This window comes from Bacillus stercoris, from assembly GCF_029772985.1.
Taxonomy (GTDB): domain Bacteria; phylum Bacillota; class Bacilli; order Bacillales; family Bacillaceae; genus Bacillus; species Bacillus stercoris.
Genome location: NZ_CP121861.1, coordinates 1677013 through 1689613, shown reverse-complemented (window position 1 = coordinate 1689613; position 12601 = coordinate 1677013). Strand labels below are relative to the sequence as shown.

The following is a 12601-nucleotide window of genomic DNA, read 5'->3' as shown; positions in this document are numbered from 1 at the left end:
GAAAACTTGTTAATATTTACATTACTAGTAGAGTTAAGGGAAGGGTGAATATCTTGATATCAATCACATCAGCTGAAGTGGGAATGAAGATTAATGAATGGCATAGGCATATTCAAAAATTTAACGTTACGGATGCTGAAATGTTAAAGGCTGAAATAGAACGTGATATAGAGGTTATGGAAGAAGATCAAGACTTGCTTATTTATTATCAACTAATGGCCTTTCGCCATAAAATTATGTTGGAATACACGCTGCCATCTGATGAAAACCGAATGGAACTTTCAGAATATTTAAAGAAAATCGAAGGGCATAAGAAGAAGCTAGACAATATGCGGGCGTATTATTATAACTTCTTCCGCGGAATGTATGAGTTTAGAAACGGTGAATACACAAAGGCCATTACATATTACAAAAAAGCTGAACGCAAAATTCCAACGATCTCAGATAAGATTGAAAAAGCGGAGTTTTATTTTAAACTGTCTGAAGTCTATTATCATATGAAAATGACACACATTTCGATGCATTACGCTGAGCTTTCATACAACATCTATAAGAAACACGAGCTTTATTCTGTTCGGCGTATACAGTGCCATTTTGTCATTGCCGGTAACTATGATGACCTTGAAAATCATGAAAAAGCTCTCCCCCACCTTCAAGAAGCTTTAAAAGGTGCCGAGCTGCTTAAAAGTAAAAATACTCACATCTATGCCACTGCATTTTTCAATCTCGGCAACTGCTATCACAAAATGGACAACTTAAATAAGGCTGCACGTTACATCGAACAAGCTTTGGTTCAATACAGAAAAATAAACTCTGACGTACTTCCGCAAGCTTATCATGACCTAGCGTTGATTTATTTTAAACAAGGCAAAAAAGAACAAGCAATGGATTGCTTCCGCAAAGGAATCAGAAGTGCTGTAGATTTTAAAGACGAACTTTTTATGAACTTATTTGAAGCATTAGACGTTCTTTATATAAGAAATGGCGATACACCTAAACTCCTCAACATTTTCTCTCGTTTAGAGAACGGCAAAGGATACCCTTATCTGGAAGATCTGGCATTGTTAGGAGGCAACCTTTTCGATTATAATGGAAAAATAGAGGATAGTATCATCTGTTTCAAGAAGATGGTATATGCTCAAAAGCAAATATCGAAAGGGGAATGCATGTATGAAATCTAAATTGTTTATCAGTTTATCCGCCGTTTTAATTGGACTTGCCTTTTTCGGATCTATGTCTAATGGCGAAATGAAGGAAGCATCCCGGAATGTAACTCTAGCACCTACTCATGAATTCCTTGTTTGATTCGATAAACAACATTAGTTCTGATTCCCTTTAGCCGTTTCATAACGGCTTTTTCTTATTTTAGCCATGAAAAGCATTTCACAAAAGCTGGTCAAACCCCAAAAACTAGATCAAAAGACACAGATCGAATGATTCATTCCCCCCCTTTGATCCACACAACACTTAGTTTCATCATTCTTCCATGGTAATATTTTGTTATACAATTAAATGAGAGGATATGATTATGAAAGTCTTTGAAGCTAAAACACTTATGTCTGAAGCTACAGATCGGGCCAAAGAATATAAAGAACTAAGGACGCAAATGGTCAACCTGAGAAAAGCTTTACAAAGCGTCGCTAAACTGGACGACAGCGAATTCTCAGGTAAAGGCGCTAACAACATTAAAGCATTCTATTACGATCATGTTGGTGTCACTGATCAATGGATCGATTACATTGACATGAAAATCGCATTTTTTAACAACATTGCTGGAGCTGTCGAGGACAAAGGTCTCTCTGATACTTATATTGAAGAATCTTTTCTAGAACATGAACTGGCTAACGCCCATAAAAAATCAAAGTCAATCATGTCTGAACAGAAAAAAGCCATGAAAGGTATTCTAAATGACATTGACGACATCCTTCCGCTCGACTTGTTTTCAACAGAAACCTTCAAGGATGAGCTTGCAGATGCCAATGATAAACGTAAAAAAACAATTGAAAAACTAGGTGATCTTGACGAAGATTTACTGACAGAATATGCTATGTCAGAACCAAATGAACAATTCATCAAGTCAGATTTTCAAAAGCTCCAAGAAGCAACGGGCAAAGGTAAAAACGCTACGCCCATCCACTACAACGCTAAGGCGTACCGTGAGAGTGATATACATAAGAAAAAAGGCGATATTGAAAAGCGTACAGAAGCTTATTTGACGATTAAGAAGAAAGAAGAAAAAGAACGGGAAATCGAAAAGCTGAAAGAAAGACTAAAAAATTACGATTATGCAGATGCCGATGAATTCTATTCAATGGCTAAAACCATTGGTTATGAAAATCTGACAGCAGATCAACAAAGATATTTCACACAGATTGAAAACACACATGAACTCACTGAGGGCTTCAAAGGAGTCGGTGTCGGCCTTTATGATGTTGGAAAAGATACTGTAATTGGTTTAAAAGACTTAGCTGTCGATGCCTGGGAATTCTCCCAACTCTCTGATAAGCAAAAAATTTCCACAACAATTAGTACTGTGTTGAATACACCTTCATATGCAAAAATCATATGGAAAAATATAGATGATTCATGGAATGATAAATTTATAAACGGTGATACATACTCAAAGGCACACTATGTTACCTATGTGATCGGCAATCTAGTTGGATTAAAAGGCGCAGAATCTGCTGTAAAAGTATCTAGTAAGATCGCCAAAACTGGCGCAACTAAGGTAGATAAAGTTTTGGAAGCTGGAGAAAAGACAGCAACTAACCATGTAAATAAAGGAATCTCTAAAGGAAAAAATACATCAAATCTTTATCTGGAAATAAAGATGAACAAGCTCTTATAGGAATAGCTGAAGATATAGAGAACACTTACAATGTAAAGAATACATGTATATTAAAAAAAGAGATTCAAGCCAAACAAGATCAATTCGTCCAAGTTGCACCATATACGTACGAAAACAGTGCGGGTAAAACAACGACTATTAACTTAAGAATGGGTCATTTGAAAAATGATGTCCACCCAGTAACAAAAGTTCCCTATGATAAAGATGGATTTCCAATATTCGAATCAAAGCATACACTCACACTTCATAAAGCCGACTTTAAAAAAAGTAGAGACCAGCATTTTGACAAATTAAATAAGCAATTATATAAGCAGATTGAAGAAGACCCATCATTGATTAAAAAGCTTGATTTGAACGAAGATGATTTACTTGATCTTCAAGATGGAATAACACCAGAGAAATACACATGGCACCACCATCAAACTCCTGGAAAAATGGAGCTAGTGGACCGAGTAATTCATGCTAAAACAGGTCACACTGGCGGATATAAAATTTTGGGGAAAGATGAGAAATAGGAGGTTAAACAATGCAAAGTATTAAATGGAGAAAACGAAGCACCTTTCAAGAGGCAACAAACAGTCAGATCAAAGAGGTAGAAGAGAAATTAAAAATCAAGTTCCCGACAGATTACAAAGAGTTCATTAAAGATCATAATGGATGTTCCCCTATAGATAAAAAGGTTGTTTTATTCCAAGATTCTCGAGAATCAATCAACAATTTACTGAGCATAGGAGATCCTACTCGGCCAATTGATCTCCTTAGTACAATTGATAATGTTAAAGACCGGTTAGTTGATAAGATTATACCTTTTGCTACAGATGCAGGGGGAAACCTCTTTTGTTTTGATTACAGAATGTCTTCTCAAGAACCCGTAATTGTTTTTTGGGATCATGAGATCGCCTATGAAGATAAGGAAAGTTCCATTAGTTATGTTTGTGATTCATTTACAGAGTTGATTAATAAACTATACGAGGGATAAACAGATAATGCCTTTCCCTTCTTTTTGAGGAGAAAGTATTAAAAGGTGGAATGCTCTTCTCGTTATGAGAGGGCTTTAATTCGGTGTGAAAATGAAATGGATAATAAAAATAAAGAATTAATTAATTATTTCTTTAAGGTTGTGGGTGATGAACGATTTATACGAATTTTAGAGAAATTCTCCAACGGAGAAGGCTATGGTATAGAGAATGTCTGGTGTGTATTTGCTGATGACTACGAAAAGTGGGAAGAAGATTACTTTGGAGATGAGGGTATAGCTTTTTATTTCGATTACCCAGCAGTCGAGGAAGATGAAGAAGTCATATTAGATTACGAAAATTTCTATAAATATTTAAATGAAATTGTTGGTCAATATGTAGAACAACACCCAGAAAATAAACCCGAGGTAGAGAAATACATGAGATCAATTAAGGATAGGTATGAAATTAAGGTATAAACATAACTGCTATCCGTTATATAAAAAATAATCTTGAAGAGAAAAATGAAATATTCATATAAATTTGAAGAAGATCCATTTGGTGATTTAGAAATAGTATTGTCAGAAGAAATCAGTATTTTCTCTGATTTCATTGAAAACATCGCTACAGAAGAACAAGCCAACGAGTATATAGTTACATTGAGAAGGTTTCAGAAAGGATATATGAAGATTTTAAGATTGAGTTAAATGCAACAAGTGTACTCATCAAGAAAGATGTGACAATCGTTAAAACTCTTTTAGGATGGAAGAACCCTATGAAAACTCAATTGAAACCGATCAATTTAGAGAATTGCTATTAATATGGCGAGATAAGATTCCAGATATATGATAAAATTAAAACCCTTCTTACATAATGAAGGGTTTTACATATCGAGGGGGAGATACCATATAATTGAATGGGATTTCGGAGAGCATCCTGTTAGTAACGAGGAAATTATTGAAGTAGAAAACCTGTTACAAGTAAAGATCCCAAAAGATTATTTAGAATATATCAAAATTATTCTGGCACTACCCCTTCTCCTGAAACTATTGATCTTGAAGAAAGGGAAGGAATTGCATTCGGATACTTACATAGCTTCCATAAAGAAAGTGGGCCATATATAGTTAACGCTTCTAATCGTTATCGAGACGGCAGAATACCCGATAAAGTAATACCGATTGCCGATGACGTGTTTGGCAATGAAATCTGCTTCGTTTTTCCTCGCTTGGCTTTTTTATTTCAATAATGCTTCAAGTTTCACTCGGTCTTAGGTCCATAAATCCATCAACAGAAAGCCCATGCGTTAACTGGAACCGTTTAACCGCGTTTGCTGTTTTCGGTCCATAAACGCCGTTGATGCCGTTATTCTTCGCCCCTTTTGTCCCGGTAGAAATAAAGAGCCGCCAGCACTTTTTGAATCTGTCTTACGTCATTCCCTTTTCGCATAAGGCTTGTGACTTTATAGATGCCAGAAGGCAGCGTATATGACTTTTTTACTGCTTGATTTAGTGCTGGAACCTTCAAGCTTATCTTATTGAACCTTTTAAAATAAAAGCAAACAGCAAAGGCTGGGGAATTTTCGATTGAAGAGTATCCTTTATACCTTTTCTCTTTTTTTACCGAGGTATTCTTTTGTTAATTTCCATTATTATGATGATCGCAAAACAAAATAAAAATAGTAATGTTAGTCTGCATAAATTACATAAAAACAACAAAGCCGCCAATTGTTAAATGGTGGCTTCTTCTTTAACTTACCCTTTTACATATTTATAATTGATTATTTTTGAGTATTTTGATATATCATGCAGCCACTAAACAAAAAGTGGTGGCGATTTTGGAAATGAAAAGTCCAACATCGCCACTACGTGTTAAAATCATATAAACTTTCGTCAAATCAAAAATTTTAATTACATACGGATGCTACTTGCGTAACGTTTTCCACCCTCTTTGGAAGTGTAATACTCTCTAGGAACATTGTGTCTATTGGTAGTATGGTAACTCACAAGAATCTTATTATTAGCTCGGCTAGTAACAATAGCAGTATGTTCCATCCAACCATCAGGACGCGGAAGACCTATTTTATTCCTAGTATCATAATGATATACATCACCAAGCGCAACGTTCGTATAAACGTCTTTTACAGTTTTCATTTTTATGCCGCCAGGTTCTAAAATATAGTTTCTAAAAGAACCTGCATTAATCCATGCATTTGTATAAGGCTTCCACTCTTTGAAATAAGGCATTGAACCTGCTCTTAAAGCCTGAGATACAAAGTTAGTACAATCTCCATTTTTATAATATTTATAATTTTTATTTGGAGACAAAGCATATTTGTCAGCATATTCCATGGCTTTCCAACGATTATATCCTTTTACAGCGGATGCAGATGCAGAGACTTTCGACCCGTTGACCTTTGTTGATTCAGATTTTTGTTGCGTTGACAGTTCCTTATTTTCTTCAACTTCTTGCTTGTAATTCTTTAAAAACTCATCCAATTTTATATTTGACGAATCGTCACCTTCATTCTCATAGTGAAGCGTAGAAGATTTTTTTGTCTTAGGTGCCCCTTTGCTTTCTGATAAAAGACTTTGTTTCTTGGAAACATTATTATTAGAAATCTCTAATTTAATATTGTCCCCTAATCCTGTATCTACTTTTTCTTCACCAAAAACAAAGTTTCTAACAATATAGGCCTCTACAAATTTTTTATTATTTTCTTCATAAGTAGTGACATCACTAATTTTATATGTAAATTCATGCAGCTTTTGTTTGTCAACTGTGGTGAAAGCATAATACAACAAAACACCTTCATCAGAATCATTTAATTTTGAAACATCTTTATGAGCAAAAGGCTCATTGTTCTCAAAATCTCTTTTTTGTTGTTCTAACATTGTATTAAGCTCTTTCATACCTATATCATTTGATACATACGTTCTACCTTTTTCTTCATTTTCAGAAGATGCGGCAAATACATGATTCGACAAAAACAGCAAAGGTAACAGACAGCAAAATAAAGAAGTCAACACTACTTTTTTCATAACACCCTCCATGTTTTCAGAATATAGGAAACTTTGATCATTTACACCAGTGGAAATATGGCATAAAATACATGTAATAATATAACATAAAGCCAAATACAAAAAAAAGGTACAGGAGGAAAAAATGAAGAAAAGAACCAAAATATTGATATCTATTTTAGCAACAGTATTAATCATATTAATTTTAATGCCTCCCCTTTCACCAGTTTTGTTCAATACTTCTTCAGAAAAAGGAGCCATAAGACACGAAATCTATAAAATGGGATACCCTTATCAAAGCTATTTCACAATCCTTCAAAAAAGGGAAAGTGATAAATCATCAGGAAGTCTTTATTCTTTGATGTTATTTAATGCTTGGAAAAGTGAAACTGGTCAAACTCCTTATCTCTGTTATTCAAAGAAAGTAACAGAGGACGAATACAAAGTCGATTGCGGAACAGCACCTTAATTAGTTAAGGCCCTCTCATAGAGAGGGCTCTTTTTTTACTTTCGTTTATTTTACAGTTGCGCGTGTGGACTTCGCAGCATAGATATTTACCTTTCCGAACTGAGCCGTCTTGATTCCGTATTCATTTCCTTTAACCGTTGCTTTGTTAGTCGGATAGATACGCTATGAATCAGCAGATGCCGGAAGGTAAACGTATTTCTTGCCGTTGGATGCACAGCTTAGAAGGGCTGGATGATCCTGTAAGCTTCAGCACTTGGCCAACTATAATTTTATTCGGGTCTTTAATGTTATTCCATTTCTGTAGGTTTGCCACACTAACCCTTCAGCCAATGCAATTTCGAAAAGAGTATCGCCTTTTTTGACTGTGTAAGTTGATCCTGAAGAGCTATTTGAAGAACAATTAGTCTTCCCCCCAGGGTTTTTAGTTCTTTTTCAATGGTAGCCTTAACTTGATTCCATCTTCCCTCTGACAAAATACGGTGCGGCAATACTTGCCGTTCCAGTCTTGATGCTTGCGGACACGATCTCCCCACTCTCGTCCCAATCACCTAACCTATGATTTAATTGCATTCGATCGCCTTTAATAATCACTATGTAATCACGACACATCTGGTGAATTCGTGAACCAAGAGCCTCGTCAATGTCCAAAATCTCATCGATTGTTAACTCCGAAGAAATCAGCAAAGGCATATGATTCAAGTATCGATAATTTAAGACTGATTGGATTTGTTCAACCTGCCAATCGGTTGCCCTTGGCTGACCGTTTATTGGTTTGAATAAATCATCAATGAATAGAACTTCGACCTTTCTCATGGCATCGAGTTTTACTACTAAGTTGTCAAGTTATGTATTGATTTGTTCTACTTAATGCCAGCAATACTTATGATAATCTTCTGGAATCATGCTACTTGCAAGGAAAGAAAAAACTGCTCCTAAATCCGTTTAAATCTAAACACAAAAGCACCGCGACTGGCGGTTCTTTTAGTGTATATCCCTATTTCATTGGACAGTACCATAATCAAAATCAATATCTTTCTTGTCTAATTCCCCCTTAACATTTTTAGCATAGGTCATGGTTAAATGTACGCTTTTATCTATCCACCAAGTTCCATCATCAGTATTCGTATCCCAAGAAACATCTATATCTATGCCAAAATTCTCAAAAAACACCAAATCCCCAACAGCTACTGTTTTTCCGTGAATCTTGTAATATATTAGAACAATTTTCTTATCAAATATACCTGTCCCGTGCTTTACGATTGTTAAACTATAAGGCTTATTAGGACATTTCTCTTCAAGTATAACTTCAGGATTTAAAAATAAAACATAACAAATGAATAGAATTGGTACAATCGCTAACCTTTTTAATAATTTTTTATTGATATTTAACCCCTTCAACATAGCCCTCCCTTTTTAACAATCCATTTCATTTGGAATACACCTCCATCATTGAACGTATTTCCTATGAAAAATGCAAAATAGAGAGTGATACATATTATACATGACTAATATGTATCACTTCTTTAGTTCTTGTTCAAGAATCGCGCCCGATTGGGGGAGATCGTTATTGAACTAAAGCCCCCCGATAGTTGGATAAGAAAAATACATCCACCAAATGTTCAATGTTAGTTTGTTTTTCATACATACTAATAATAAAAGTAAAACATTATTAAAACTTTACAAGACAAACTGAATTGACTATAGTCTAATTAGACTAAAATATTGATGTAAAGAAGTGAAAAATAAGATGATAAAGTCTTTTTTAATGTTGGGGCAGTCGAATATGGCGGGCCGTGGATTTTTGAATGAAGTAGACCCTATCTATAATGAAAAAATAAAAATGCTGCGCAATGGACAGTGGCAGATGATGACAGAGCCGATTAATTACGACCGTCCGGTTTCCGGCGTTGGCCTGGCCGCATCTTTTGCAGATGCATGGTCGAAAGCTCATCCCGATGAAGAAATTGGCTTGATCCCGTGTGCGGAAGGCGGCAGTTCATTGAATGACTGGCATCCGGAAGGCATCCTTTTTCAGCATGCTTTGTCCGAAGCCCGCTTCGCCCTCCAATCCAGTCAAATTTGCGGAATCCTTTGGCACCAAGGTGAGAGTGACAGTTATCGTTCGCTGCATGAAACTTATTACGAGAAATTAACTCTTATCATCGAGACGCTAAGAAACGAGTTGAAACTTGATGAGGTACCGTTGATTATTGGAGGGCTTGGTGACTTTCTTGGGAAGACTGGTTTTGGACAGCACGCGACTGAATTTCGACAGGTTAATGAACAATTGCTGCGTTTTGCTAATGAACAACAGAATTGTTATTTTGTTACTGCAGCAGGTTTGACTGCGAATCCTGATGGCATTCATTTAGACGCAGCTTCACAACGTAAATTCGGTTACCGCTATTTCGAGGCTTTTTCAAAAAAGCACCATATCCTGAAACCCATTTCGGGAGAGGAGCAATCACTGAAAGTGAATGGTGACTATTCTAAAACAGAACAGATTTACCTTCATAGTATGGATTTGGCTTCGGGTAAAATCACGTACGCGGAATTTGAGGCGCGGCTGGCGAAGGTGATGAAACCATGATTCCCTTACTTATCCTTGGCTTGTTAATCCAAAACCCCGGAGCTCACGGCTATGAACTTCTGGCCTTAATGGAAAAGCGTCATTACAAATACATTGTTAACTTCACGAAAGGTTCATTTTATTACAATCTGCAGCAACTTGAAGAAAAGCGTTTTATTGAACAGATTCAGCAGAAATCCTCAACCAGCGGGCGTGAAATCCGTAACTTTAAAGTTACAGAATCGGGAAGGGCAGAATTCGAAAAATTAATGATCAAATACGGCACCAAATCGGAATATGTGAACCTGCAATTTTATGGGGCGTTACTCTTTGCCGATGAATTCGACAAAAATAAATTACTGGATCTGATCCAATCACAAATCGATCAGACTAAAACTCGAATCGAGCTCCTTGATGAATACCTGTCCATCACTCAAGAAATTCCCGGCACAATCGATTACTTTCGCCGTATGAACGAAAATTCCCGTTCACATCACTTGGTTAATTTAGAATGGTTCGAAAAATTGAAAGCAGAAATAGAATCAACTATTGCAGAATAAAAAATGCAAAGTTAAATATAAGAATATTAGTTACCTAAATATAAAACCTGTGTCGTAGATATTTAGTAACATCTTTGATACAGGTTTTATACTTCTTCTTTAATTAAACCAGCAATAGAGTCAACACTTGCCCCCCAAGAAGAACAAGTGAATCTGCTGCGTGTTCTTCTTTTTCAATCGCTATTCCTTAGTTTAATTAGAACTCAGATAATCCAAGACACGGTCAACTCTTTCACTGACTGAGCAGTCGCCTTCAATCTTTAACACTGGACAAGATAAATCTGCCATCCAATGTTCATGCAAAGCTCTACTTCTAACTTCCATTCCAGCAGTGTCATATAAAGAAGCCCACTCTAAAAATGTTTTTGATTGTTCATATTTACTGCCACCGGCTAACACTTCATTTCCATAACGCTGAAATTCCCTATGCTTTAATCTCTCAAGCCGTATATCTTGTGGAATCCATAAGAAGACGACAAGGTCAAAATAACTTTTTAGATTATCGCCCCAGCCACACACTGCACCAGAAAGAATCCATTTCTCATTTATTGTTAAGTCTTTTTCAAGCAACCTTTTTCTTTCAGGAATTTCTCTTTTTTTAGTGAATTTATCTAACCAATAGTAATTATCAGTATCAAGATGCGTATGAGGCAAACGCTTTGATAATGCACCACCCAAGGTTGAAGTTCCGACACCAGAGGCTCCCAATATGTGAATATTTTTTTTCATACTTCCCCCTCCTTATTAAGCAACCAAACTCCCTGTTTGTTGCATAAGGTACTTACTATTATTTTGACATAAATCCATAAAGACCTTTACTTTTTTAGGGAAATCCAGATGCGTGTTAAAATCATCGTACTTACGATAACAGTCCTTATTAAACAGATTTATTTTCCATAGACTCAGACCCATTTTCCTATGAAAAAAGTCATGATTCACCTATAATATTTAAGCCAATCCAATTTTTAGATTGTCGTCTTTAAAGAGGTTTTTCATCTTGAGGTATACAAACAGTCATTTAGAGGATTGGATTGAAAACTTATACAGGAAGAATGATATGACAGAGCCTGAACAAATTAATTTTGAACGGATTGCCGAAGCTTTAGACATCAGGCTTTCATTTAAACCTGTTACAAGCTTTGCACTTAAACACAGCGGAACTTATAACATATGCTTGGACAGCCGAAATGTATCGCGGATTGAAAAGCGGGCGCTGATGAAGATGTTTCATGAGTTTTATCGGACAGAGAAGGAAAAAGCTAAAGAAGGCGAAGGGGAACATCATTTTTGTCATCACTGATATGCTCTCCGAGAAAGACAGTCTGGATCATAGCAGATGATTTCGCTTATGGGGCCTTACTGACACCCTCCCTTGAGCAGTTCAAAGCCGGACGTTCTAACAGCTCTCCAGAAAAGCATTCATTGTCAAACTTCAGAGATCCTCGTTCCTGCTTTCTTCATGCAGGCTCCGGTCTGGCTGTCGATGCTCGCCCTCTTGATCGCTTGTGCTTACACGACACCCTTACAACATTTCCATTTTCAATAATATCCATCGTTAATAACATTGTTCAGCTTGCGGACCCTCTTATGATTATCACCTCATAGAATGCATCACCCCTTGGCAATGCTATGTAACAGCTGTTTGTCCTAATGAGATGATCTTCACTAGGTAGGATAAAACACCAAATGTGTTGTTGGTAAGTTATATTGACTCCATCTGAATACCCTTTAAGTAGTTGCTTTATTCGTAAATAGATTAGAAGTCCACAGAACAAGGCTATAAAGATATAGCTTGCGGTATACCAAATAAAGAAAATCATACTCGATAATAAATCATAAAGAAAGAAGGTGATCAAATGCCCGCACAATAGACCCAATGCTGAGAAGTCTCCTTACTTACTTCAACATGCTCACAACCCTGTAAACTGGTTCCCTTGGGGAGAAGAAGCATTTGAAAAAGCGCAACGAGAAAACAAACCTTTCTCGTATTTATTGAGTATAACTAGCAGGGCAGCTACACAAACTTGCCATTGGTGCCATGTCATGATATTCAAATATAATAACTCTAAAGCAAACAAAGATACCCATATAGTTTGGCATCTTCTTTTTAGTTCGAATCCCTCAACAAAAGTGGTATATTATCAGTTACAAAAGCACGCCGTTTCAAGCATTTGAAATCATG

11 protein-coding genes and 7 pseudogenes are annotated in these 12601 nt (G+C 36.3%); 12 read left to right on the top strand and 6 right to left on the bottom strand.

Features of this window, described 5'->3' with window-relative positions; genetic code table 11:
• Positions 1-53: 53 nt before the first annotated feature.
• The 7 genes and pseudogenes from rapE (at position 54) to QA442_RS08755 (ending at position 4928) form a co-directional block, all read left to right on the top strand.
• Positions 54-1181: a response regulator aspartate phosphatase RapE gene (rapE, locus tag QA442_RS08785; RefSeq protein ID WP_069839531.1), complete on the top strand. Its 1128-nt coding sequence runs from the start codon at positions 54-56 to the stop codon at positions 1179-1181.
• Positions 1171-1305 carry a phosphatase RapE inhibitor PhrE gene (gene phrE, locus QA442_RS08780; protein WP_014114495.1) on the top strand — a complete coding sequence of 45 codons (135 nt, stop codon included), beginning with the start codon at positions 1171-1173 and terminating at the stop codon, positions 1303-1305. Before rapE ends, phrE begins: the two co-directional genes overlap by 11 nt.
• A gap of 223 nt (positions 1306-1528) precedes the next feature.
• Positions 1529-3363: pseudogene (locus QA442_RS08775) on the top strand (T7SS effector LXG polymorphic toxin).
• An 11-nt stretch (positions 3364-3374) separates the two neighbouring features.
• Positions 3375-3827 (top strand): SMI1/KNR4 family protein, encoded by a 453-nt coding sequence (locus QA442_RS08770; protein ID WP_019260159.1) that lies wholly within the window; start codon positions 3375-3377, stop codon positions 3825-3827.
• A gap of 96 nt (positions 3828-3923) precedes the next feature.
• Positions 3924-4283: a ribonuclease toxin immunity protein CdiI gene (gene cdiI, locus QA442_RS08765; protein ID WP_095432943.1), complete on the top strand. Its 360-nt coding sequence runs from the start codon at positions 3924-3926 to the stop codon at positions 4281-4283.
• 45 nt (positions 4284-4328) lie between these two features.
• A pseudogene (locus QA442_RS08760) lies at positions 4329-4653 on the top strand (tRNA-Val4).
• Complete coding sequence (locus QA442_RS08755) at positions 4650-4928, top strand: hypothetical protein (protein ID WP_095432937.1); 279 nt, start codon at positions 4650-4652, stop codon at positions 4926-4928. The pseudogene QA442_RS08760 and the gene QA442_RS08755 overlap by 4 nt, the downstream one beginning before the upstream one ends.
• Before the next feature lie 110 nt (positions 4929-5038).
• On the opposite strand, the pseudogene QA442_RS08750 reads toward QA442_RS08755, so the two are convergent.
• Positions 5039-5292 (bottom strand): annotated as a pseudogene (locus QA442_RS08750) (peptidoglycan-binding domain-containing protein); the annotation flags it as partial.
• Positions 5293-5711: 419 nt separating this feature from the next.
• The gene (locus QA442_RS08745; protein ID WP_279474024.1) at positions 5712-6842 is read right to left on the bottom strand and encodes an amidase domain-containing protein; all 1131 of its coding nucleotides are present in this window, start codon (positions 6840-6842) and stop codon (positions 5712-5714) included.
• A 124-nt stretch (positions 6843-6966) separates the two neighbouring features.
• Here QA442_RS08745 and QA442_RS08740 point away from each other — a divergent pair, with 124 nt between their 5' ends.
• On the top strand, positions 6967-7290 hold the full coding sequence (locus QA442_RS08740; protein WP_095432939.1) for a hypothetical protein: 324 nt from the start codon (positions 6967-6969) through the stop codon (positions 7288-7290).
• Positions 7291-7694: 404 nt separating this feature from the next.
• Here QA442_RS08740 and QA442_RS22215 read toward each other — a convergent pair.
• The 3 genes and pseudogenes from QA442_RS22215 to QA442_RS08720 form a co-directional block, all read right to left on the bottom strand.
• Positions 7695-7828: pseudogene (locus QA442_RS22215) on the bottom strand (N-acetylmuramoyl-L-alanine amidase); the annotation flags it as partial.
• Positions 7828-8130: pseudogene (locus QA442_RS08725) on the bottom strand (ATP-binding protein); the annotation flags it as partial. The pseudogenes QA442_RS08725 and QA442_RS22215, both read right to left, overlap by 1 nt.
• A gap of 159 nt (positions 8131-8289) precedes the next feature.
• On the bottom strand, positions 8290-8691 hold the full coding sequence (locus QA442_RS08720) for a hypothetical protein (protein WP_095432940.1): 402 nt from the start codon (positions 8689-8691) through the stop codon (positions 8290-8292).
• A 346-nt stretch (positions 8692-9037) separates the two neighbouring features.
• Here QA442_RS08720 and QA442_RS08715 point away from each other — a divergent pair, with 346 nt between their 5' ends.
• Both QA442_RS08715 and QA442_RS08710 read left to right on the top strand, forming a co-directional pair.
• Positions 9038-9880: a sialate O-acetylesterase gene (locus QA442_RS08715; RefSeq protein WP_095432941.1), complete on the top strand. Its 843-nt coding sequence runs from the start codon at positions 9038-9040 to the stop codon at positions 9878-9880.
• Positions 9877-10419 carry a PadR family transcriptional regulator gene (locus QA442_RS08710; protein WP_095432942.1) on the top strand — a complete coding sequence of 181 codons (543 nt, stop codon included), beginning with the start codon at positions 9877-9879 and terminating at the stop codon, positions 10417-10419. Before QA442_RS08715 ends, QA442_RS08710 begins: the two co-directional genes overlap by 4 nt.
• A 192-nt stretch (positions 10420-10611) precedes the next feature.
• On the opposite strand, the gene QA442_RS08705 is transcribed toward QA442_RS08710, so the two are convergent.
• Positions 10612-11148: an ATP-binding protein gene (locus tag QA442_RS08705; protein WP_279474022.1), complete on the bottom strand. Its 537-nt coding sequence runs from the start codon at positions 11146-11148 to the stop codon at positions 10612-10614.
• 268 nt (positions 11149-11416) lie between these two features.
• On the opposite strand from QA442_RS08705, the pseudogene QA442_RS08700 reads away from it, so the two are divergent.
• Positions 11417-11677, top strand: a pseudogene (locus QA442_RS08700) (ImmA/IrrE family metallo-endopeptidase); the annotation flags it as partial.
• Positions 11678-12267: 590 nt separating this feature from the next.
• Positions 12268-12465: pseudogene (locus tag QA442_RS22210) on the top strand (DUF255 domain-containing protein); the annotation flags it as partial.
• Positions 12466-12601: the final 136 nt, after the last annotated feature.